18 protein-coding genes are annotated in these 21,264 nt (G+C 53.5%); 6 read left to right on the plus strand and 12 right to left on the minus strand.

The window, feature by feature from the left end:
- Positions 1-106: 106 nt before the first annotated feature.
- Together xylB and xylA are read right to left on the minus strand one after the other, a co-directional pair.
- Positions 107-1,603 (minus strand): xylulokinase, encoded by a 1,497-nt coding sequence (gene xylB / locus D7Z26_RS20795; protein WP_120978953.1) that lies wholly within the window; start codon positions 1,601-1,603, stop codon positions 107-109.
- Between the two features lie 23 nt (positions 1,604-1,626).
- The gene (xylA, locus tag D7Z26_RS20800) at positions 1,627-2,943 is read right to left on the minus strand and encodes a xylose isomerase (protein WP_120978954.1); all 1,317 of its coding nucleotides are present in this window, start codon (positions 2,941-2,943) and stop codon (positions 1,627-1,629) included.
- A 164-nt stretch (positions 2,944-3,107) separates the two neighbouring features.
- Here xylA and D7Z26_RS20805 point away from each other — a divergent pair, with 164 nt between their 5' ends.
- Positions 3,108-4,286 carry an ROK family transcriptional regulator gene (locus D7Z26_RS20805; protein ID WP_120978955.1) on the plus strand — a complete coding sequence of 393 codons (1,179 nt, stop codon included), beginning with the start codon at positions 3,108-3,110 and terminating at the stop codon, positions 4,284-4,286.
- Between the two features lie 365 nt (positions 4,287-4,651).
- On the opposite strand, the gene D7Z26_RS20810 is transcribed toward D7Z26_RS20805, so the two are convergent.
- From D7Z26_RS20810 to D7Z26_RS20830, 5 genes are all read right to left on the minus strand, one after another.
- Positions 4,652-5,467 (minus strand): carbohydrate ABC transporter permease, encoded by an 816-nt coding sequence (locus D7Z26_RS20810; protein WP_120979121.1) that lies wholly within the window; start codon positions 5,465-5,467, stop codon positions 4,652-4,654.
- A 24-nt stretch (positions 5,468-5,491) separates the two neighbouring features.
- The gene (locus D7Z26_RS20815; protein WP_120978956.1) at positions 5,492-6,388 is read right to left on the minus strand and encodes a carbohydrate ABC transporter permease; all 897 of its coding nucleotides are present in this window, start codon (positions 6,386-6,388) and stop codon (positions 5,492-5,494) included.
- A 177-nt stretch (positions 6,389-6,565) separates the two neighbouring features.
- Positions 6,566-7,855, minus strand: a complete 1,290-nt coding sequence (locus D7Z26_RS20820; protein ID WP_120978957.1) for an ABC transporter substrate-binding protein — start codon at positions 7,853-7,855, stop codon at positions 6,566-6,568.
- Between the two features lie 156 nt (positions 7,856-8,011).
- Positions 8,012-10,114, minus strand: coding sequence for an amylo-alpha-1,6-glucosidase (locus tag D7Z26_RS20825; RefSeq protein WP_120978958.1), 2,103 nt, complete (start codon positions 10,112-10,114; stop codon positions 8,012-8,014).
- A 149-nt stretch (positions 10,115-10,263) separates the two neighbouring features.
- Positions 10,264-11,283, minus strand: coding sequence for a LacI family DNA-binding transcriptional regulator (locus D7Z26_RS20830; RefSeq protein WP_120978959.1), 1,020 nt, complete (start codon positions 11,281-11,283; stop codon positions 10,264-10,266).
- Between the two features lie 185 nt (positions 11,284-11,468).
- Between D7Z26_RS20830 and D7Z26_RS20835 the strand changes: the two genes are divergently transcribed.
- The 5 genes from D7Z26_RS20835 to D7Z26_RS20855 all read left to right on the plus strand — a co-directional run bounded on the left by D7Z26_RS20835 (position 11,469) and on the right by D7Z26_RS20855 (position 17,074).
- Entirely contained in the window at positions 11,469-11,789 is a 321-nt protein-coding gene (locus D7Z26_RS20835; protein WP_120978960.1) for an ArsR/SmtB family transcription factor, read from the plus strand.
- A 164-nt stretch (positions 11,790-11,953) separates the two neighbouring features.
- On the plus strand, positions 11,954-15,307 hold the full coding sequence (locus D7Z26_RS20840; RefSeq protein WP_120978961.1) for a DEAD/DEAH box helicase: 3,354 nt from the start codon (positions 11,954-11,956) through the stop codon (positions 15,305-15,307).
- A gap of 164 nt (positions 15,308-15,471) precedes the next feature.
- Positions 15,472-15,924 carry an Lrp/AsnC family transcriptional regulator gene (locus tag D7Z26_RS20845; protein WP_120978962.1) on the plus strand — a complete coding sequence of 151 codons (453 nt, stop codon included), beginning with the start codon at positions 15,472-15,474 and terminating at the stop codon, positions 15,922-15,924.
- A 2-nt stretch (positions 15,925-15,926) separates the two neighbouring features.
- On the plus strand, positions 15,927-16,532 hold the full coding sequence (locus tag D7Z26_RS20850; protein WP_120978963.1) for a chromate transporter: 606 nt from the start codon (positions 15,927-15,929) through the stop codon (positions 16,530-16,532).
- Positions 16,529-17,074: a chromate transporter gene (locus D7Z26_RS20855; RefSeq protein WP_120978964.1), complete on the plus strand. Its 546-nt coding sequence runs from the start codon at positions 16,529-16,531 to the stop codon at positions 17,072-17,074. Before D7Z26_RS20850 ends, D7Z26_RS20855 begins: the two co-directional genes overlap by 4 nt.
- Positions 17,075-17,123: 49 nt before the next feature.
- On the opposite strand, the gene D7Z26_RS20860 is transcribed toward D7Z26_RS20855, so the two are convergent.
- The 5 genes from D7Z26_RS20860 to D7Z26_RS20880 all read right to left on the minus strand — a co-directional run bounded on the left by D7Z26_RS20860 (position 17,124) and on the right by D7Z26_RS20880 (position 21,245).
- A complete protein-coding gene (locus D7Z26_RS20860) occupies positions 17,124-17,672 on the minus strand; it encodes an RNA polymerase sigma factor (RefSeq protein WP_120978965.1) in 549 nt (182 codons plus the stop codon).
- Between the two features lie 99 nt (positions 17,673-17,771).
- Positions 17,772-18,452, minus strand: a complete 681-nt coding sequence (locus D7Z26_RS20865; RefSeq protein WP_120978966.1) for a TIGR00266 family protein — start codon at positions 18,450-18,452, stop codon at positions 17,772-17,774.
- A 28-nt stretch (positions 18,453-18,480) separates the two neighbouring features.
- Positions 18,481-19,032 carry a hypothetical protein gene (locus tag D7Z26_RS20870; RefSeq protein WP_120978967.1) on the minus strand — a complete coding sequence of 184 codons (552 nt, stop codon included), beginning with the start codon at positions 19,030-19,032 and terminating at the stop codon, positions 18,481-18,483.
- Positions 19,033-19,376: 344 nt separating this feature from the next.
- A complete protein-coding gene (locus D7Z26_RS20875) occupies positions 19,377-20,474 on the minus strand; it encodes a toxic anion resistance protein (protein WP_120978968.1) in 1,098 nt (365 codons plus the stop codon).
- Between the two features lie 21 nt (positions 20,475-20,495).
- On the minus strand, positions 20,496-21,245 hold the full coding sequence (locus tag D7Z26_RS20880) for a hypothetical protein (RefSeq protein WP_120978969.1): 750 nt from the start codon (positions 21,243-21,245) through the stop codon (positions 20,496-20,498).
- Between the last annotated feature and the right edge of the window lie 19 nt (positions 21,246-21,264).

The raw sequence follows: 21,264 nt of genomic DNA on the forward strand, positions 1-21,264 counted from the left end.
CGCCGGCCATGACAAAAAGCCTCCTCCCGGTTACCGGCCGGGAATTGCGGAGGCTTTCGGGAAAAGGGAGGCACCCTGATCCTAAAGTTTATTTTAGCCGATATTGCTAATTTCGAAAAGCATACAAGGCGTGGTTGATGCCCTTCGTCTGACCGTATGCTTCTTGGTAGATACCGAAGATCCGCTCGTATCGGAGGCTTGCTTCTTCGTTCGGGATATACGTTCGCGCTTGTTTTACGAAGTCGTCCCCGCATGCTTTCAGGCTCGGATACCAACCGCTGCCGACCGCCGCCAGCATGGCCGCGCCCATGCCGGGTCCCTGTTCGTTCTCCAAAGATACGACATTCGCGCGGAAGATGTCCGCTTGCATCTGCAGCCAGAGCGGATTTTTGGCGCCTCCGCCGATCGAGACGATCGTATCGACGCGTTTGCCGGCTGCCCGGAAAATCGCAATAGATTCGTTAAGCGAGAACGTAATGCCTTCCATAACGGCCCGCGCGAAGTGCGATCGGGTATGGCTTCCGTCGATTCCGATGAAGCTTCCGCGGATTTTCGCGTCCGCGTGAGGCGTGCGCTCCCCGACGATATAAGGCGTGAACAGCAAGCCGTTCGAGCCTTCGGGAATATCGCCGATGCCTTCGAGCAACGCGTCGAACGACTCGCCCTTGGCGAATGCGTTGCGGAACCAGCTTAAGGAATAACCCGCCGCCAACGTCACGCCCATCGCGTAGAACGCGTTTTCCTGACCATGGTTAAAGAAATGCACTTTGCCTTCGTAATCCGCCGACGCATCCGCTTCGTAAGTCAGGATTACGCCCGACGTACCGATGCTGCACAGCGTCACGCCAGGCGACAGAATGCCCGATCCGATTGCGCCGCAAGCATTGTCCGCGCCGCCCGCGAACACTTTCGTCGTCGTTGCGAGCCCCGTCGATTCCGACGCTTCGGGCGTAATCGTTCCCGTTAACGCGACGGCCTCGACGAGAGGAGGGCAGAACGAGGACGGAATGCCGAACGCTTGAAGCACGTCCTCGCTCCAACGCTTGCCCGCGATGTCTAGCATCAGCGTACCCGCGGCATCGGACAAGTCCATGTGCAAAGCTCCCGTCAGGCGCAGGCGAAGATAGTCCTTAGGCAGCAAGAAGCTTTTCGCTTGCGCGAACACTTCCGGTTCATGCTGCTTTACCCATAGGATTTTCGGCAAAGTGAACCCTTCCAACGCCGGATTGCGGGTAACGGCAAGCAACTTGTCGCCAAGCGCGCGTTCGATTTCGCGGCATTGCTCCGTCGTACGCGTATCGTTCCATAGAATCGCCCTGCGGATCGGCTTGTTCTCCGAATCCAGCAACACGAGCCCGTGCATCTGTCCGGAGAAGCTAATGCCGTCGATATCGGCCGGGTTTACTCCCGAGTCGGCCAGCAACGCCTTAATGGCCCCGATCGTGCCCGTTACCCAATCCTCCGGTTCCTGTTCGCTCCATCCCGCTTGTTCGTGATAGAGCGGGTACTCTTCCCTAGCTTCCGCCGCGAGGGTGCCGTTCCGCGACACGAGCAACGTCTTTACCGCGCTCGTGCCGAGATCTACGCCAATGACATATTTCATGGAGAGTCTCCTTAGAATTCCGATTAAACGCCGAAGATTACGTCGTTCAACGTTGCTTTAATTTGCTCTAGGCGAGCGGATTCGTTACGAATCGGCTTCGCTTGCAGCGCGTAAGCTTCAAGGGATTTCAACGTGGCTTTGCCGGATACGATGTCCGCGCCGATGCCTTCGCCGAAGCTGCGGTAACGATTGGCCACGATGTCTTCCAATACGCGGTCTTCGATGATCTTAGCCGCCGCTTTCAAGCCGCGTGCGTAAGTGTCCATACCCGCGATGTGAGCGAAGAACAAATCCTCGTCCTCGAAGGAAGAACGACGTACTTTGGCGTCGAAGTTCACGCCGCCGCGACCGATTCCGCCTTCGTTTTTCAGGATTTCGATCATCGCGAGCGTCGTCGCCACGAGATCCGTAGGGAATTCGTCGGTATCCCAGCCAAGCAGCATGTCGCCTTGGTTCGCGTCGATGGATCCGAGCATGCCGTTAATGCGCGCGACCGCCAGCTCATGTTCGAAAGTGTGGCCGGCCAGCGTCGCATGGTTCGCTTCAATGTTCAGCTTGAAATGGTCCTTCAAGCCGTAGCTTTGCAGGAACGCGATCGCCGTAGCGGCGTCGAAGTCGTATTGGTGCTTGGATGGTTCTTTCGGTTTAGGCTCGATCAGGAATTGAGCGTCGAAGCCGATTTCTTTCGCGTAGTCGACGGCCATGTGCAGGAAACGTCCCAGGTTGTCGAGCTCCAGCTTGAGGTCGGTGTTGAGCAACGATTCGTAGCCTTCGCGGCCGCCCCAGAATACGTAGTTTTCCGCGCCGAGCTCTTTGCCGACTTCGAGTCCTTTTTTCAGCGTAGCCGCGGCATAGGCGAATACTTCGGCGTTGTTCGTCGTGCTCGCGCCGTGAACGTAACGCGGGTTCGTGAACAGGTTAACCGTGTTCCAGAGCAGCTTCTTGCCGGAAGACTTCTGATAGTCCTTCAGCATCGCGACGATCACGTCGATGTTTTTGTTCGATTCGGCCAGCGTTGCGCCTTCCGGAGCGATATCCGCGTCATGGAACGCGTAGAAAGGCACGTTCAGCTTCTCGAGCAGCTCGAAGTTCGCTTCCACGCGAGCTTTCGCTTTATCCAGCGGAGAGTAGGAATCCCAGCTGCGAACCGCCGTGCCGGCGCCGAACGGATCGGATCCGTTAGCGTTGAACGTATGCCAGTAAGCAACCGCGAAGCGGAGGTGCTCCTCCATCGTTTTACCGAGAACGACCTCTTGCGGATTGTAGTGTTTGAAAGCGAAAGGGTTTTTCGAAGCGCGTCCTTCGTACTGAATCTTAGGAACATTAGGGAATTTGCTCATTTGGGAAAAAGGCCTCCTTGAAAGCGTTATCGAATTTGAGTTCTGAACACAGTTTATCACGCCCAAACTTAGTTTGTCTATCCAATAAACTAAGTTTAAATGACGTAAATATGATATGATGAATGGAAAATAGAACGATTACGCGAAGGAGCCTCTTTCCTGCCATGACGACACCGACGGGCGATCAAGCTCTCATCAAAAGAATAAACACGGCCATCGTGCTGGAATCGATATTGCGGAACGCTCCGCTGTCGCGCGCGCAAATCTCCGAGCAATCGGGCTTGAATAAAGCGACCGTCTCCAGCCTCGTTCAAGATCTGATCGACGGCTCGCTCGTAAGGGAGATCGGCACCGGACAATCCAGCGGCGGAAGAAAGCCGGTCATGCTGGACTTCGTCTCGTCTTCGGGGTACGCGATCGGCATCGACCTGGGAGTCAACTATATCCGCGGGGTATTGGCGGACTTGCGCGGCAACGTCGTGGCGGAACGGACATCCTCTCTCCGCTTAGGGGATGCCGGCGGAGAGGCCGGCGTCTCGATTGCCGTCGATCAACTGTGCGGCTGTATCGAATCGCTCATGACCGAAGCCCCGGCGAGCGCATACGGGATCGTCGGCATCGGCGTCGGCGTGCCAGGACTCGTCGACGATGGCGGAACCCTTCTGCTCGCGCCTAACCTGAAATGGCGGGACGTACCTCTTCAACGGATATTGACGGACAAGTTTTCTTTGCCGGTCACGATCGACAACGAAGCGAATATGGGCGCGCTCGGCGAGCAGAAGTACGGCGCCGGCCGCAGCATCGGCAATATAATTTACGTCAGCGTCGGTATCGGGATCGGAACGGGATTGATTCTGAACAAGTCGCTTTACAAGGGCGCATCCGGGTTCTCCGGCGAGATGGGTCACTTGTCCGTCGAAGCGCACGGCAAGAGCTGCACATGCGGCAATCGGGGGTGCTGGGAGATGTACGCCTCGGAGCAAGCGTTGCTCGAACAAGCCTCCCCCCTCGGCTTCGATGACTTGGAGAGCTTGCTCGCGGCTGCCGGAGAAGGTCGCGCCGACGTGCTTGAGCTATTCGCCGGCATCGGAGAATACCTCGGAATCGGCATCGCCAACATCGTTAACGTATTCAACCCGGATGCCGTCGTCATCGGCAACCGGATGAGCCAGGCGAGACCGTGGCTCGAGGACGTTCTGCGCAGAACCGTCGTTCAGCGCGCGCTCGGCTTCCATCTCCGCAAAGTCCAGCTCTTGTTCGCCGAGCTCGGAGAACGCTCTACTATGATGGGCGCCGCGGAAATGGCGATCGAAGGCTTCTTCGCCCGCGTTAAGGCGACCTGAATGGCTCTAGTCGATTCTGGGTTATCTGTTGGCGGATCGCGGCATTCTAGGCTGAAGGCGGCTCCTACGATGCGATAGTCGAATAAGTTGGAAAAACTACAGCAAATCGGGGATCATTGGGCGATAATCAAACATCAGTTGGAAAAAGTCCATTTAATTTTATTTCCAGTAGCTCTTGTCGTTCAGCACGATAGAAATACCTGGGTTTATTCCAACTAAACATCGTCAAGTGACCGAATACGGAAAATAACTGTACATTGTCCAATCAGTCCCTCCCGCTTCGATAAAAAGCCTGAATTTTATATTTTCAAAACAAAGGGACACGCCGAGAAATTCCGGAGTGTCCCTTTTGTTTGACTAACGATTTATTTGCTGCCCGTAAACGTAATCCCTTTAACGAAGAACCGGTTGAACCCGATATAAATGAGCAAAGCCGGAATCGTCATGATAATCGATGCAGCCATAATATAGTTCCAGAAGCTGATGTACTGTCCTTTGAACGTGTTCAGACCGACCGATAAAGTAAACATCGCCTTGTCGGACATCATCATGAGCGGCTTCAAGAACTCGTTCCAAGCTCCCATGAAGATAAAGATCGTCTGTGCGGCAAGCGCCGGTTTAGCCAGCGGAAGCACAACGCGGTAGAACAATCCGAATCTGCCGAGACCGTCCAGCTCCGCCGCTTCTTCCAGCTCTTTAGGGAAGCTGATGAAAAACTGCCGCATCATGAAAATGTAAGTCGCCTGCGCCCCCATCGGGACGATAATGGCTTGGTAACTGTTCAACCAACCCAAGGACTTGATGATCAAGTAACTCGGAATGATCGTCAATTGACCGGGAATCATGATCATAGCCAGAATGCTGAAGAACATGAGCGTACTGCCCGGAAATTTGATTCTCGCGAGCGCGTAACCGGCCATGGAATTGAACAACAGGTTAAACACCGTAACGGTTACGGCGATAAAGGCGCTGTTCAAAAACCAGCGGACGAATAACGGCTCCTGATGGAAAATGGTCCGGTAATTATCGAAAGTAAAATGTTTCGGAATGAAGCTAATGCCGCCCTTCACGATTTCCGGCAACGTCTTGAAGGAAGCCGATAATGCCCATAGGAACGGAACGAACGTGATGAGCGCGTAGACTCCGAGCAGGACATAGAACAACGGCCTGAACCGTTTCATCGATTTATTCACTTCTATTCCCTCCTAGTTCAGCTTTTCTTCCTTAAAGATAAGTCGCTGGATAACCGTGATCAGCATGATGACGACCGCGAGCAGGAAGGCCAGAGCGGACGCGTAACCCATGTCCAGGCTCTTGAACGCGTATTGGTAAATGAGCAGCACCATCGTCAGCGTCGCATTGTTCGGACCCCCGGAACCCGCGGAGAAAATATACGATTGGTCGAACAACTGGAAAGTTCCTATAATGCCCATGACGACGACGTAAAATGTGACCGGTTTAAGTTGCGGAACGGTGATGCGCCAGAATTTCTTCCAGCCGTTCGCGCCGTCGATTTCGGCCGCTTCGTATAACGACTCCGGAATATCCTGCAGCGCGGCCAAGTAAATAACCATAAACAATGGCGCGGTCGACCAGATATTCATGATCATGATGCCGATCAGCGCGACGGACGGATCTCCCAGCCAGTTATACGTAGGCAGGCCGACCATCTCGAGGAAGTAGTTGAGCAGTCCGTTTTTATTGTAGATCCACATGAAAATTAGCACGAGTACGGCGGACGAGGTGACGGTCGGAAGATAAAAGGCCACCCTGAAGAAGTTCCGGTACTTGAGCTTCATATTCAGTATCGCGGCTAATACGAGCGCCAGAATCGTTTGCGAAGGCACGACGATCAACGCGTACTTGACCGTATTTCTTAAAGCGATCCAAAGACGGGGATCGTCGAGCATTCGCTCGAAATTCGCCGTCCCCGTAAATTTGTAACTTACGGTTCCAAGGAGATTCACCTTATGAAATGACAAAAAGATAGCATAAGCGATCGGCAGCAATAAAAAACCGCCTATAATGAGGATCGCGGGGGTCATGAAAGAATAACCCGACACTGCGTCCCTCCACATGCGTTTTACGTTTGGTTTAGCCATCTTTGGTGCCACTCCTTTCTTCCATTTCGCATTGGGGCACGGAACGACTAGAGCCGTAGAATCCTTGCGTCTGCGGCTTCACTCGTTCCCCGCCAAGGCGCAAGCGGATTTAAGGGAATGCCGGAACGGACGGACTGTCCTCTCCCGGCACTCCCCAAGCATTAGGTTTTCGCTAAATTATTTTGCCGCTTCGATTTCTTTGTTGGCGGTATCTTGCCCCTTCTTAAGAGCATCGGACAGCGTGGACTGACCGGAATATGCCGCCACGAATTGGTTGTTGAAGTTGTTCATGATCGTCGGCAACGTAGTGCCTGCTTGCCATGACGTCGCATAAGATCCTCCGGCAACCAATGCGCCGCGAATCGGATCTTTATCGTAGCCGAGTTCGGCTGCAACGGATTTACGGGTTGGCAAAGCAAAACCTTTGCTCGTCCAAGTTTTCATTCCTTCTTTGCCTGTCAGGTAAGACAACAGCTTCCAAGCAGCTTCTTTTTTCTTGGAGTTTTTGTTCATAACGTAAGCGACCGTGAAGGCCATCGTACCTTTTTTACCGTTAACCGTCGGTACTTCAGCCGTTCCGAAATCTACATCGGGGAAGTTCGATTGGATGTACGGGATTGCCCAGTTGCCTTCGAGCACCATCGCCGCTTTTTGTTGACCGAACATTTCTCCGCCCCATCCGGCGCCAACGTCGGATGGTTGACCCGCTGTTTGAGCTTTCGTATGTTGATCGATAACGAGAGCCAAGCCTTTTTCCGCTTCAGGGGATGCGAATGTAGCTTTACCTTGATCGTCGGCCAATTTGCCGCCGAACGCGTTAATCATGAACATTTGGCGAGCCAATTCTGGCGCTTGGCCGAAACCGTATACTTCTACTTTTTTGCCGTTTTTCTTGGTCAGCTTTTCGGAAGCGGCCAATAATTCGTCCCACGTTGCCGGAGCTGCGTCGATACCTGCATCGCTGAACATTTTTTTGTTATAGAACAACGCGAGCGTCGAAGAATCTTTCGGGAAGCCGTAGATTTTGCCGTCCGCGGATTTGAAAGCATCCAGCATCGGAGTTTCGAAGTCGGCCGTATCGAACTCAGGAGTCACGTAGCTATCCAATGGCTCCAAAACGTCTTTTTCGATCAGGGCTGGAGCTTCGAATGCGTCCAGGTAGAAAACGTCCGGAGCTTCGTTGCCGATAAGGCGCGTTTTGATAACGTCCATGTATTGATCGGCGATAACTTCGTATTTGACTTTAACGTCAGGGTTTTTGGCTTGGAATTCATCCAATACTTGCTGCAGGAGAGCTTGCTCTTCCGGAGATGAGCCCCAGCCCGCGAGCGTAACTTCCACGGGCTCGGACGATGCCGATCCGGACGGAGACGCACCGTTGTTCGTATTCGATTTGCTGCCGCAAGCCGATAAAACCGTTACAAGCGCTAACATGAGTGCAAGCGTTAGAGTAAATCTTTGTTTCATTGTGAATCCTCCCTTTTTCTTGTTTGTATAATTAAACGGTCAAAGGAACCCCGCGATCTCCATGGTCGATCGGCTCGACGGTACGAGCCGGTACGGTGCCGATAACCGATGGCGATCGCGGTCCTTAACTCGCTCAATTCCTGTTGTTACGGCAACTTAGCCGTTGAACACGATTTTGCAACCGCTGGTGTTCGCGATAATCTCGACCCGCGGATCGCTTTCGCCATCCTTGCGCTCAAGCGCGACAGACAGCCTTCCGCCCGCTACGGGGATATCCTTGACGGTCAAGTTACGGATTCCGTCCGGCAAGAACGGATTAAGCTTAATCGTGCCTTCCAAAGCATCCGGCAGCAGCCCAAGCATTGCCTGGACCATCAGTACGGACGTGCCCGCCGCCCAAGCTTGCGGCGAACATGCCACCGGATAGGACACCGGATAGCCGACCGAAACGTCATACCCGCAGTAAAGCTCGGGAAGCCGATTGTATTCGAATCGCTCCGCCGCTTTCAGCAGTCCGTTAATGACGGTTGCCGCCTCGTCCTTGAAGCCCATCTGGCTCATGCCCAGGAAAGCGAGCGAATTGTCATGCGGCCAAATGCTGCCGTCGTGATAGCTCATCGGGTTGTAACCCGTCGATTCGGAGGACATCGTGCGAATGCCGTATCCGCTGAACATATCGGGAGCAACGAGTCTTTGGGCGACGATCCGCGCGCGGTCGGAGTCGACAAGCCCGCTCATGAACAAATGTCCGGGATTGGAAGTAACGGATTGCACTTGTTTCTTGTCTCCGTCGAGCGCGATCGCGTAGAACTGATCTTCCGGCATCCAGTAGACTTCGTCGAACTTCGCCTTCAGGTTCGCGGCTTCTTCGGTTAACCGTTTCGCTTTCTCCGTATGGCCGAGTTTCTCCAATATCGGAGCAAGGCGGTTTTTGGCCTGGTACACGTAACCTTGAACCTCGACGAGGGCAATCGGAGCTTGGGCGAATTCGCCGTTCTTATGAATGACGGAGTCCGCGGAATCTTTCCAGCCTTGGTTGGCGATACCTTTGGAGGACTCTTGGTGGTATTCTACCCAACCGTCTCCATCCCGATCACCGTATTTTTCGATCCATTCGAGCGCTCTGTCGATGTTAGGCAACAAACGCTCGACCGTATCCGTGTCTCCCGTCCAATGCGCGTATTCCGCGGCTAATAGGATAAACAGCGGCGTGGAATCGATACTTCCGTAATAAGGAGCGAACGGAACTTGACCCGATCTGGCCAATTCGCCGCTACGCATTTCGTGCATGATTTTCCCTGGCTGCTCGTCCTTCCAAGGATTCAACTCCGTACCTTGGTGCGCCGCCATGATCTTGAGCGTTCCCCGGGCGATTTCCGGGTCTAGCGGAAGCATTTGAAGGGCGGCGATTAAGCTATCCCTTCCGAACGGCACCGCATACCACGGCAAACCGGCTACAGGGAAAAGTCCTTGCCCGAAGTCCGTCAACAATACCCGGAGATCTTGAACGCCTCGGTCGTATAGCCCTGCGAGAACGGTGGAATCGGTCTCGATCTTCGTCGTATTCTCGTTCCAGCTCGCATAGATACCTTCCAATTCGGCAAGGGCTTTGCTACGCGGATAGATAGCCGGCTGATTATCGTCGATGGAAGGAATGACCGTAAACGTGATCGACTTCGCTTCCTTCGGCTCTAACCGAATCGCGTACCGGACGTCGCCTTGGCCCGAAATTTCTTCCGGCTCGGCGTCCCATATTATTTTCGTTTCCCTGCGGACTCCGTCGACGCCCTTGTACACGGAATGCCATCCGTCCTTGCCGAATTTGCGCTCCGTGATCGTGCCTAGTTCTTCGGCGGGTTGGAATCCGCGGATCAAGAACATATCGCTAAAGTCCGCTTCCATGGAAAAACCGATATCGAACGTCAATGGCTTTGTCGAGAAGTTCGTCAAGAAAATCGTCTCGTATAAGACTTCCCCGTAGATGAACCGTTCGCGGATGATCTCCACCGATTCTCTCCACAGCTTTACGTTACCGGCCTCTTCTTCGTGCTCGTTGGTGAGTCGAATTCTCGCAACATAGTTCTCGTCAGCGGCGGACGACAACAGAAGCGGCCGCTTGCCGTTCAAAGTCAGTTCAAGCTTGCTGAGGAAACGAGTATCTTTCATATACAGGCCGCCCTGCGCGTCGTTCCCCAAGATGTCCCCATGATGATCCGTCATCAGAAATAAATCGTTGTTTTTAATTACTCTGTAGTCCATCGTTTTCTCCACCCCGTTTTTTGTATCGTTTTTTCCATTGTTATGGATCCGCCGACAGGTAAATATTCCCGAAACGTTTCGGATTATCTCTAAAAAAATATTAACTTATTTCCCGAAACGTTTCGGAGATAACGCCGAAAAAAGCGGATTTACTCCGGCACTCGCCGCGTGCTATCCCTTACGATCAACTGGTTGCTAAGCAGGATCTTACGATTGTCCGTCCTGTCGTCCAGCATATCGATTAACAACTGGGCAGCTTGATAGCCTAATTCGTATTTGTCCTGCCTAACCGTGGTCAGCTTCGGAGAACAATAGGACGCGATGTTGATGTCGTCGAACCCGACGATCGAGATGTCTTCCGGGACTTTGCGTCCGAGCTTCTCCAAGGAACGTATGGCGCCTAGCGCCATAAGATCGCTCGCGCAGAACACCGCCGTCACTTCGGGATGCCGAAGCAGAATTTGATACATGGCTTCCGCGCCGCCGTCTTCCGAGAACTTCCCGTCGAATACCGGAACGGAATCCGTAGGTAATCCGAATAGGTTCAGCGCGTCCCGAAATCCTTCCAACCGCTCGCGGCTGACGAACGCCTGGTCGTGGCCGTTGATCATGGCGACGTTCCGATGCCCGTTCTCGAGCAGATGGCGTACGCCCATGGCAGCCCCGGATCTGCTGTCCGAAGTAATGTACGCGACGTTATCGCCGGTTTTGGGAATATCAATCAGCACGCATGGAAACGCATTTTGTTCGATGACTTCCTGCAAGTAAGGATCATCCAGCCGCAGGCCGGACAGAATCGCTCCTTCTACGTTCCTCTCTTTGCAGAGCGCCGTATAGGACTTCTCCACCTGCTTCGACGGATTCGTGCTGAACAGCAGCAGATCATAGTTTAGGTCGCCAGTGCGGTCATTAATCCCGCATAGGACTTCGTAGGCGAAAGCGTCTTTGGCTCCTGCGCGGTTAATATCCGATATGATAAGGCCGATTGTACGCGTTTTCTTGGAAACGAGGCTTCTGGCGACCGCATTGGGGCTATAAGATAACTCCGACGCAACCTGCTTGATCTTCTTTCTCGTTTCCTCGTTGACGTCATCGTAACCGTTCAACGCCCTGGAAACCGTCGTGATGGATACACCCGCCCGTTTGGCGATATCTTTAATCGTAGCCATTTTCAAACACCTTTCCAAAACGTTTCGGACTCATTATAAAGGACAATCCGACTGATTTGCAAGCGCTTGTCTCTAGGTTGTCCCTTCCCTCTTTATCCCATTCCTATTTTATGCTATAAATTGATATATCGTTATATACGAATATGAACGCAGATCAACGCCCATGCGAGAGATGAGGAGCGACAATGAGCGATCGATTAGCCGAAATGGCCGAGTTGCTGAAATTGTTAGGAGATAGGACGAGGTTGGCGATACTCGGCTTGCTCCAGGAGAAGGAGCTATGCGTCGGAGATATCGTGGATCTGCTCGGAACGAGCCAACCGAACGCCAGCCAGCATCTTCGACGATTGAAAAGCGCGGGCTTGGTGAAGGAAACGAAACGAGGGCAGTGGGTGTTCTATTCGCTTAACCTGGACGAGTTTCCGGACCTTCGCGTTTTTCTGTCCCAATTGCCCGGACGCAAGGAGCGGTTACGATCGCTTTCAGGCTTGCCTGAACGCGGTTAACCTCATCCTGACCGCCGCTTTATTACATCCGATTACCGCTCTTCTCGCAACGGAGTCGAGCGGTTTTTTCACGTCCGAAACACGCACTCCTGTTCGCCCTCCTTACTTACTTCTGTTATCATAGTAAGCATACCAATCTCGCAACTCAAAGGCAGGATTAACGCATGAGCTTCCAATTGACCAAACGGGTAATCAAACTGCTGTGCGGTCCGTACTCTTACGAACGGGGAGAAGCCTATTATCGGTCGGGCAAAGTGTCTATAACCGATTTCGATTCGGAGGCCTGCGAATATCGGGCCGCGATCTCCGGCAATCCCATCGGATATTCCGTTCGAATACGAATCGATCGCGACGGGGATGTGGATGCTCGGTGCAGTTGCCCTTCGCTGGACTCCTACGATAAATATTGCAAACATATCGCGGCCGCGCTGATCGCCATACACGATATCCAGAACTCGGGAAGATCGCCCGTGCGCTCCCACTCTTACAAACTGGACGATAACGATAACTTGCGAAGCATAGGAAAGACGGGACAATTGACTCAGCGCTTCTCTTCCGTCGCCTCCCGGTTCCCCGCGGACGAACGCGCTTCGGATGCCAGTCTAACGAACGGAATGCTGGATCTTTTCAGCAATAAACCATCTCGGTTAAGCCGGAAGCAAAAACGATTCGATTCGCGGGAAATGTTGGACATTGAGTTCACGTTCAGCGTGTTCCCGTACGCTTACCGGAAATCTATGTTCGGGGTCGAATTGAAGGTCGGGCCGAAAAGATTATACATCGTGCAGAAAATCAGGGAGTTCCTCGAACGGGTCGACAAGGGGGAAGCTTATCCTTTCTCCAAGCATTTCCTGTACGACCCGAGTCTGCATAGCTTTAGCGACAACAACGATTCGTTATTGCTTCAACTGATTCTCGTTCATCACCATGAGAAGATGTATCGCGAAACCTCCAGCATCTACTCGGCGCATGCAAGCCCGACCTGCGGCGAAAGAATGTTGCTTATTCCTCCCGCCGCATGGGAAGCGATCGTTCCGCTCCTCTCCCCGGACACGCTCGTCAAGCTGGAACACGATCAAGTCGTCTATGAAGGAATCCGGCTTTCCGACGAGCCTCTGCCGCTGCGCTTCGATTTCGATCAGTCGCCGCTAGAGACCGAAGCCGGTTACCGGCTTGAGGTTCAAGGCTTGGAGCGATTGACGGTGATGGAGTCTTACGGCTGCGTCCTTAACGAAGGCAAGCTACTTAAGGTGTCGCCCGACCGATGTCGGCGCCTTTCGGAGCTCAAGCATATGCTCGATCAATCGCACAGGAGTCAGGTCCGGATCGCCCCCGAACAGATGGAACCGTTCATGGAGCAGGTCATCCCGGGCCTTATGAAGCTCGGAAAAGTTCATGTTTCCCAAGAAGTATCCGCCAAGGTACTGCAGTTACCCCTAAAAGCCAAGCTTTATCTCGATCGGGTAAGGGACAGGCTACTGGCGGGATTGGAATTTCATTACGGGGATATCGTAGTTAACCCGCTGGAAAGCGGCGGAAGGTCGCGCGGAAGCGACCGCATTCTTATGCGCGACGGCGACCAGGAAGCGCGTATACTGGAACTTATGGACCTAGGCGGCTTCGCCAAAACAGAGAGCGGCTATTTCATGGACGACGAGGAAGGTCAGTACGAGTTTCTATATCGGATCGTACCTCAGCTCGAGAAACTGCTTCAGGTATACGCGACTACGGCCGTGAAAGCCAGGCTTCACGTCGGGCAAGCTCCCGTCAGAATCAAAGTGGACGTGGACGAGCGGACGGATTGGCTGGATTGCAAGTTCGAGCTGGAAGGCATTCCGGAGAAGGAAATCCGCGGTCTGATCAAATCTCTCTCCGACAAACGCAAATATTATAAATTGCCCAACGGGGCGCTAGTGCCCCTAGAAAGCGCGGATTATCAGGAAATTCTGCGCTTCATGAACGAGATCGGGGCCCGACAAGCTGATATCGAAGGAACGGACTTCCGCCTCCCCGTCGTTCGGGGGTTGCACTTCGTCGATGCCGACCGGCAAAGCTCTTCCGTCAAGCTCAGCAAGGAATTTCGCAAGCTACTGGAACATATCCGCAACCCGGAAAGTCTCGACTTCGAAGTGCCTAGCGGCTTGACCCCCATTCTGCGGGACTACCAGAAATTCGGCTTCCAATGGCTAAAGACGCTTGCCCATTACCGTTTCGGCGGAATATTGGCGGACGACATGGGCTTGGGGAAAACGCTGCAAAGCATCGCCTTCCTCGTCTCCGTCCTGCCCGAGATCAGGAGCGGGCAGTTGCCGGCGATCATCGTCTGCCCCGCTTCGCTTATGTACAACTGGCGAAATGAACTCGGCCGCTTCGCGCCGGAAGTCCGCGTAGCTATTGCCGACGGCAATAAATCCGAGCGCTCGCTTGCCCTGAAGCAGCTTGGCGATACGGATGTCTTGATTACCTCTTATCCTTTGCTTCGCCGAGACGTCGAGGAGTACGCGGGTCTATCGTTCCATACGCTGATCTTGGACGAAGCTCAGGCATTCAAGAACTACGCAACGCAAACCGCCCAAGCGGTAAAAAGCTTGCAGGCCAGGCATCGCTTCGCCCTTACCGGCACGCCGGTGGAAAACGGCATAGAGGAATTATGGTCGATCTACGACGCCGTATTCCCCGAATTGTTCCAAGATCGCAAAGCATTCGCCGAGCTGTCGCGGGAAACGATCTCCAAGCGGATCCGCCCGTTCCTCTTGCGGAGGCTCAAGACCGACGTGCTCGCCGAGCTGCCGGAGAAAATCGAGTCCATCCAAGCGACCGAGCTGCTTCCCGAACAGAAGAAACTTTACTTGGCCTATCTGGCGAAGCTGCAGAAGGAAACCTTGAAGCATCTGGACGAAGACGGCTTCAACAAGAACCGCATCCGCATTCTCGCCGGACTCACCCGCCTTCGCCAGATTTGCTGCCATCCGGCGTTGTTCTCCGAAGGTTACGAAGGGAGCTCCGCGAAGTTCGAACAGCTGATGGAGATCGTCGAGGAGTGCCGCCAAGCCGGCAAGCGCGTGCTCGTATTTTCCCAGTTCACGGAAATGCTGAAGCTCATCGGGCGGGAGCTCGGCCTAGAGGGAATCCCCTTCTTCTACTTGGACGGGAATACGCCCGCCTCGGAACGCGTGGAATTATGCGATAAGTTCAACGGGGGCGAACGCGACCTGTTCCTGATCTCGTTAAAAGCCGGAGGAACCGGACTTAACCTCACCGGCGCGGATACCGTCATCCTCTACGATCTTTGGTGGAACCCCGCCGTGGAGCAGCAAGCCGCCGACAGGGCCCATCGGATGGGACAGAAAAACGTCGTTCACGTGCTGAGGCTCATCACCCAAGGCACCGTGGAAGAGAAGATGTACGCGCTCCAGCAGCGCAAAAGAAATCTCGTAGACGAAATCATCCAACCCGGCGAAGAGGCATTATCGACGCTGACGGAACAGGAAATCAGGGACATCCTCATGATTGGATAAACGACGAAACCTTAGCCCATGGAGCATGCACGATTCCATTGCACTAAGGTTATTTTGTTGATTTCGTAATGAATTACGAATATATTATTACATATTGAAATCAAAACGAATAATTGCCATTCGTTTTGCAACCATCCTAGATCTGATGCAGGGAGGACTAACCTATGATTTCCATCGACGATATCGATCGCAGGATCATTAAGACTTTGAATGCCAACGGAAGAATTTCCTACACCGAGCTCGCCAAGGATATCGGCTTATCCCGCGTAGCGATCCAGCAACGGATCAACGCCCTGCTGGACGAGGGCGTCATCGAACGGTTCGCCGCGGTCATTAATCCGGAGAAAATAGGCATTACCGTATCTGCTTTCTTTAACGTCGAAGTCGAACCGAAGAGCCTGCAGAGCGTAGCGGACGCGTTGGCCGAGGAGCCTGCGGTAACAAGCCTGTATCACATGACGGGGCCGAGCAAGCTGCATATGCACGGTCTGTTCATGAACAACAAAGAAATGGAAACGTTCCTCAACGAGAAGCTTTATAAGCTTCCGGGCGTTATCGGCGTCGACTGCCAAATCTTGATCAACCGGTATAAGAGCCGCATGGGAATGAGGTTATAAGCATGGCCACCAGCACGATAGACCGCCAATACGCTCAGCTTGCATGGGCAATGGGAAAGACGGGCGTTCTCGGGTACGGCGGAGGACCGTCCGTTATCCCGCTAATCCGCTACGAAGCCGTAACTAAATACCGCTGGATGGACGATGAAGAATTCGGCGAAATTCTGGCGATTGCCAACGCGCTTCCCGGGCCGATCGCAACGAAGATGGCGGCCTACCTCGGTTACCGCCAGAAAGGCATTCTCGGATCGATTCTCTCCGTCCTAGCCCATATCGTGCCTTCCGCCATCGCGATGATTGCCCTCCTCTCCTTCGTGGACTACTTAAGCAATTCCGACGTCGTGCAGGGCATGATCGTCGCCGTCATGCCCGTTATCTCCGTCATGCTGGGCGTAATGGCTTACGAGTTCGTCAAACGGGCCTACAAAGGTCTAGGCAAGTGGATGGTCGTCGTCTTCTGCGGCATCTCGTTCGCGTTGCTCCAACTGCTCGCGGTTCATCCCGCTATCGTCATCGTACTCTTCCTAGCCTACGGGGCCGTTCACTTCCGGTTCGTCGAACGCCTGAAAGCGAACAAATCGCGGAAACCCGGAGGAGACGCCCAATGAACGATCTGATCCACCTCTTGCTTGGTTTCTTCGTCTCCAACGTGCTCGGCTATGGCGGAGGTCCGGCTTCGATTCCGCTTACGTATCAAGAAGTCGTCACTCATTACGGCTGGACGTCGGACCACCAGTTTTCCAACATTCTCGCTCTGGGCAATACGCTTCCCGGACCGATCGCGACGAAAATCGCGGCCTTCGTCGGATACGACGTCGCCGGAGTTATCGGGGCTTTGGTGGCTTTAATCGCGACCGTCGTCCCGTCTGCCGTCGCCTTGATCCTGCTTCTGCGAATGATGCAGCGCTATCGGCAGTCGTCCGTCGTCAAGGGCATGACGCTGCTCGTGCAACCGGTCATCGCCATACTCATGCTAATCCTGACCTGGCAGATGGGCCGCACGTCCATCCAATCGCTTGGAATATGGCAAGCGCTCATCATCGCCGCGGTAGCGCTCTGGGCGATGGAGAAACGCAAGATTCATCCGGCGTTGGTCATCTTATGCGCCTTCATCTACGGCGGACTGGTCGTTCCCCATCTGACCGTATGAAAAAAGCCGGGAAATGTCGGAGCAAACTCCGTCGTTTCTCGGCTTTTCGTTAACCTTTTTCCAATGACTTCTTCAGCATATCCCGACCGCGCTTCAGTCTGGACTTCACCGTGTTCATCTTCACGTTATTGATCTCCACGATCTCTTCCATCGACAGATCGAGCACGTAACGTTGGTAAACCATGAGACGATAAGCCTTAGGAAGCTTGCGGATCGCTACCAGCAAGCTTTCGGAAGCTTCCTTGACGAGCAGGGCTTCTTCCGGATGCATGCCTTCAAGCGCCCCCGCTTGATCTTCCCAGCCTTCGTGCTTCATCATCGGATGAGACAAGGAAAGCTTCGTCTTTCTCTTACGCAGAATGTCGATGCAGATGTTCTTGGCCGTCGTGAAGATAAGAGAGGATACCGATCCTGCCGGATCAAGCCTCTCGAAGTTCACGTATAGCTTCAGGAACGTCTCTTGCACGGCCTCTTCGCTATCCATCTTGCTTCGCAGGATTTTCCAAGCGAAGCTGAAAATTCTATCTTTGTAGTGCTCGAACATTTGCTCATAGGAGATTACGGGAATTCCCCTGCCCGCGGCGTGCTGCATATCCATCGGCCTGCACCTCTTCTCTGTGAACCGCTATAAGCCCTATTATAACAAAAACTAGCGCGTCTGCTCGCCATTCACAGAAAATTCGCAAAATCCGTTCGGTTAGCGTCCGCCCGGAAGGAATTTCTTAATCCAACTCCCGAAGCCGGCCGGATTACGGGTTTGGATAAGGACGATTCCTTCGCCGCGGAACCGGCATACGATTCCCTCGCCGCTCGTAAGACTGGATAACCAGCCTTTGGAAGCTTTCTCGACCGTATAGTTCACGTAGTTAGGCCATGCGACCAGATGTCCGTTGTCGACGATGCGTTCTTCCCCCGGCTCGAGATTGATCGCATGGATAGAACCGTAAGATGCCAAGAACACGGTACCCTGCCCGCTGATCTCGATGATGAAGAATCCTTCGCCCGACAATAGCCCGCGGCTAAGATTTTGCATTTTCGTGTTTACGTTAATCCCGCTTGTCCCAGCCAAGAATCCGTCCTTCTGCACGTATAGACTGTAGCTTCCGTCCAGTTCGACGGCTTGAATATCTCCCATGGACTTCGGTGCCAGCAGCACTTCCCCGCCTCCGCGGTTCGCCGAAAGCTCCTGGAAGAAAAATGTCTCTCCGCTCAGCATCCGACCTAGCCCTGCCATGATTCCTCCGTCCATCGTGCCCTTGACGTCGACGTTCGGAGACATGGATACCATTGCTCCAGACTCCGCCTTTACGACTTCGCCTGGGTTCATTTGGAGTTTAAGCAGAGCGAACGCTCCCTGGTACATCACTTCGTGTTTCATCGATTAATCCCCCATATCGTTTAGGCCGTTAAAGTTTCAAGTCTCTAAATCTAGCGACAGCATCTTTATAAATGCGGGAAATCTCTTGAATCCGATCGAACTCCGCATCTCCGGGTCCCAGATTCTCGTAGAACATCCGCTGAAGCAGCTTGTTGTAAAATGCCAGCTTGTCCTCCATAGCCTGAAGCTCGCCGGCCAAGATTTCCTCTAAGGTACGGCTAGCGATCCATTCCTCTAGCTCGTCAGGCTTGTCCAATTCCGCCGAAGGCTCGGCTTCTTCTCCAAGGCGCCCACCGCGGATCCGATCCCGGCCGTCACCGTCCCCGGACACGTCAACGGACGTCCGCAGATGCGAGAGCATTATTCGCTCTTTCGCCAGCATAACCTGGAAAGGCTTATTCGAAAGCAAGTCCGCGACGACAAGCCGGCACATGTCCGGATTCCCTAGCAAACTCGCATCGAACGGATGAAGAATCCATTCGCCATGCTTATGGAATAAATTAAAATCGAACCATTCTCCCCCGTAATTCAACCGGACGTTGATCGTGGCAGGATCCAAGATTTCATAAGTAAAATCCAAGCCGGCTTCCCCTCCCGGGCGTCTAGTTCCTTTATTCGTATAGTACCAAATCGGGCTCCTTTTGGGAAATGAATGGAGCGCCTGGCTGACTTAGCTAGCTTGCTCCTCGATAAGCTCCATGATCGATTCCGCGCGCTCGCTGCTCGCAGCGATGATCAGGAACAGTATGATCAATCCCGCAATCCAGCTCATGATCAAGTCGGACCATCCTCTCTCGCCTACCGGATTCCGAACGTTACCGTAGTTTATCCGGCGCTAAGAGCAAATATGACGATGAAATGCTACAGCCCGTACCTATTAAAATAGCTCCCGGATGACCCGGGAGCTAAATAAATAAACGCGAATTAGTCCAATAATCTAGTTACTTCAGGCTGTTGGAGAGCCGCGGGCGTCGCGGAAGAAGTGCCCGGATTCAGACCCAGTCTCGCGCCCATCTGTTTATTGATCTCTTGCATGCGAGTCGTTTGCTCGGTCGCGGATGCGATAATCGTACGGTTGGACTCTTCGCAACGCGTGATCGCTTGCGTTAGATCGTTCATCGCTTGGTTGATCTGCTCGATCGACATCGCCGATCTCGTCATCGCTTGCGTCGTTTTCTCCGTCGTCTCGTTCAACATGCGCGCGTTCTCCGCGAACTGCTTGCCGAGCATATCGTTCGTTGCGTTCACGGCGTCGATAACCTTCATCTGGTCGTCGAGAGCCGTCGCGATCATCGCGGATACGGTAATCAGATGCTGCGTCTTGTCGATGGTCGCATCGACGGAATCGATCAGCTTATCGTTGTTGTCGTTAATGATATCGGAACCGGCGATCGCTTGCTGGTACAGCATGATCATCTCGGTCAACGATTGAATGCGCGTTACGACTTTGCGCAATCCGCGCTCCAATTGCGTTTTGCGGCCTTCATTTTCCGGTTTGGCGATCTCTTGCTCGAACAGCACCTTCAATTGGTTACCCAGTTCGATCCGTTGCTGCACGTTGTACATTTCTTGCAGGCACATTTGCTTCAAGTTGCGCATGTGCACGATGTTCTCTTCCAGCGTGTCCTTGCCATTGCGCAGGCTGGAGATGATCGCTTGAACGTTCGTTCTGACCGATTGATATTTCATGATGTAATTTTTGAGCGGCGTCTTGCGAAGAATTTTCTGCATCAGCGAAAGATCCTTGCTCCGGTTCAGATCGTCGACCTCGTTGCGTAGCTTCATGATGTTGCCGGCGATTTCGGACCGTTTACCGGTAAGAAGATCGTTCAGGGGACGTTCGAGCAACGTCAGGTTAGCCCCTGCCTTCTCCATCGTTTTCTGGCCCATTCTTCCGATTTCGTCCATCAGGGAATCCAGTTGGGTGGCATCGGTGGATGATATTCGTTGAATCGTGGCTTGCGCTTCCTGTTGAACCTTGGCTGTGTCTGTGTCCTTGAGCAGAATGGCTTGCGTACTCATGCGTGAATCCTCCTCGTAAGATTAGTTGCCCGCGCCGTAGCGCTGGTGAATGAGCTCGGCTTTGTTCTTCAATTCCAGCAAGTCCTTCTGTTCGATAAAGCTCGTGTATGTCGTAATCTGACTGTCGATGTCCTTCAAGCTGTTCAATAATATCCGGCGATTTTGCCGCTTGGCTTCCCCGCTTAGATGAATGAACGGCGTGATCGTACCGTTCAGATCCTTCAGCACGAGGCGCTGGATCTTATGGTTGATATCGCCGTTATTGAAGTCGACGAGCTGCGGGATAACCCGGTTCAACCGGACGAGCAACGATAAAGTACGCTGAACGATCTCGTTGTCGAGATTGTTCTTCTCCCCTTCGAGCAGCACCATGTCCTCGATCGTCCCGATGTATTCGATTACCGAATCCCATTCGGGGCCGAGGCTTGGAGCCCTGGCAGCCTGGGGCTCGGCGGCGGCATGGCGATTGCCGGGAGCTCCTAAATTAAGCGCACTGCCGGATTGGCTTGGGCTTGCGCCGCTAAAGCCGCTGCCGGCATTCTCGGGCACGTTGATGCGTTGGCCGTTCGGATTACCTTGGGCGTTATTCGCGGCTTCCCGCTCGGCGGCCAGCTTGGCCACTTTGAGCTCGGCTTGGCGAATCGTGGAGCCGAGAAGAGTACCTAGCACCGGGAAGATTAGCGCGATCGGGACGGAAAGAAATTTGGAAACGATAAGCCCGGCAACATATCCGATTAGGACGGAGGCAAGCCCCCATTTGGAACGAAGCAAGTTATGCGTACCTCCTGTC

The sequence above is a fragment of the Cohnella endophytica genome (assembly GCF_003628305.1).
GTDB lineage: Bacteria > Bacillota > Bacilli > Paenibacillales > Paenibacillaceae > Cohnella > Cohnella endophytica.

Coding starts and splice junctions, on each gene's coding strand:
- D7Z26_RS20810 (WP_120979121.1), bottom strand. CDS start 5,467: ATGAAACGGTTCAGGCCGTTGTTCTATGTCCTGCTCGGAGTCTACGCG.
- D7Z26_RS20825 (WP_120978958.1), bottom strand. CDS start 10,114: ATGGACTACAGAGTAATTAAAAACAACGATTTATTTCTGATGACGGAT.
- D7Z26_RS20805 (WP_120978955.1), top strand. CDS start 3,108: ATGACGACACCGACGGGCGATCAAGCTCTCATCAAAAGAATAAACACG.
- D7Z26_RS20860 (WP_120978965.1), bottom strand. CDS start 17,672: ATGGATATGCAGCACGCCGCGGGCAGGGGAATTCCCGTAATCTCCTAT.
- D7Z26_RS20855 (WP_120978964.1), top strand. CDS start 16,529: ATGAACGATCTGATCCACCTCTTGCTTGGTTTCTTCGTCTCCAACGTG.
- xylA (WP_120978954.1), bottom strand. CDS start 2,943: ATGAGCAAATTCCCTAATGTTCCTAAGATTCAGTACGAAGGACGCGCT.
- D7Z26_RS20830 (WP_120978959.1), bottom strand. CDS start 11,283: ATGGCTACGATTAAAGATATCGCCAAACGGGCGGGTGTATCCATCACG.
- D7Z26_RS20875 (WP_120978968.1), bottom strand. CDS start 20,474: ATGAGTACGCAAGCCATTCTGCTCAAGGACACAGACACAGCCAAGGTT.
- D7Z26_RS20850 (WP_120978963.1), top strand. CDS start 15,927: ATGGCCACCAGCACGATAGACCGCCAATACGCTCAGCTTGCATGGGCA.
- D7Z26_RS20840 (WP_120978961.1), top strand. CDS start 11,954: ATGAGCTTCCAATTGACCAAACGGGTAATCAAACTGCTGTGCGGTCCG.
- xylB (WP_120978953.1), bottom strand. CDS start 1,603: ATGAAATATGTCATTGGCGTAGATCTCGGCACGAGCGCGGTAAAGACG.
- D7Z26_RS20815 (WP_120978956.1), bottom strand. CDS start 6,388: ATGGCTAAACCAAACGTAAAACGCATGTGGAGGGACGCAGTGTCGGGT.
- D7Z26_RS20845 (WP_120978962.1), top strand. CDS start 15,472: ATGATTTCCATCGACGATATCGATCGCAGGATCATTAAGACTTTGAAT.
- D7Z26_RS20820 (WP_120978957.1), bottom strand. CDS start 7,855: ATGAAACAAAGATTTACTCTAACGCTTGCACTCATGTTAGCGCTTGTA.
- D7Z26_RS20835 (WP_120978960.1), top strand. CDS start 11,469: ATGAGCGATCGATTAGCCGAAATGGCCGAGTTGCTGAAATTGTTAGGA.
- D7Z26_RS20865 (WP_120978966.1), bottom strand. CDS start 18,452: ATGAAACACGAAGTGATGTACCAGGGAGCGTTCGCTCTGCTTAAACTC.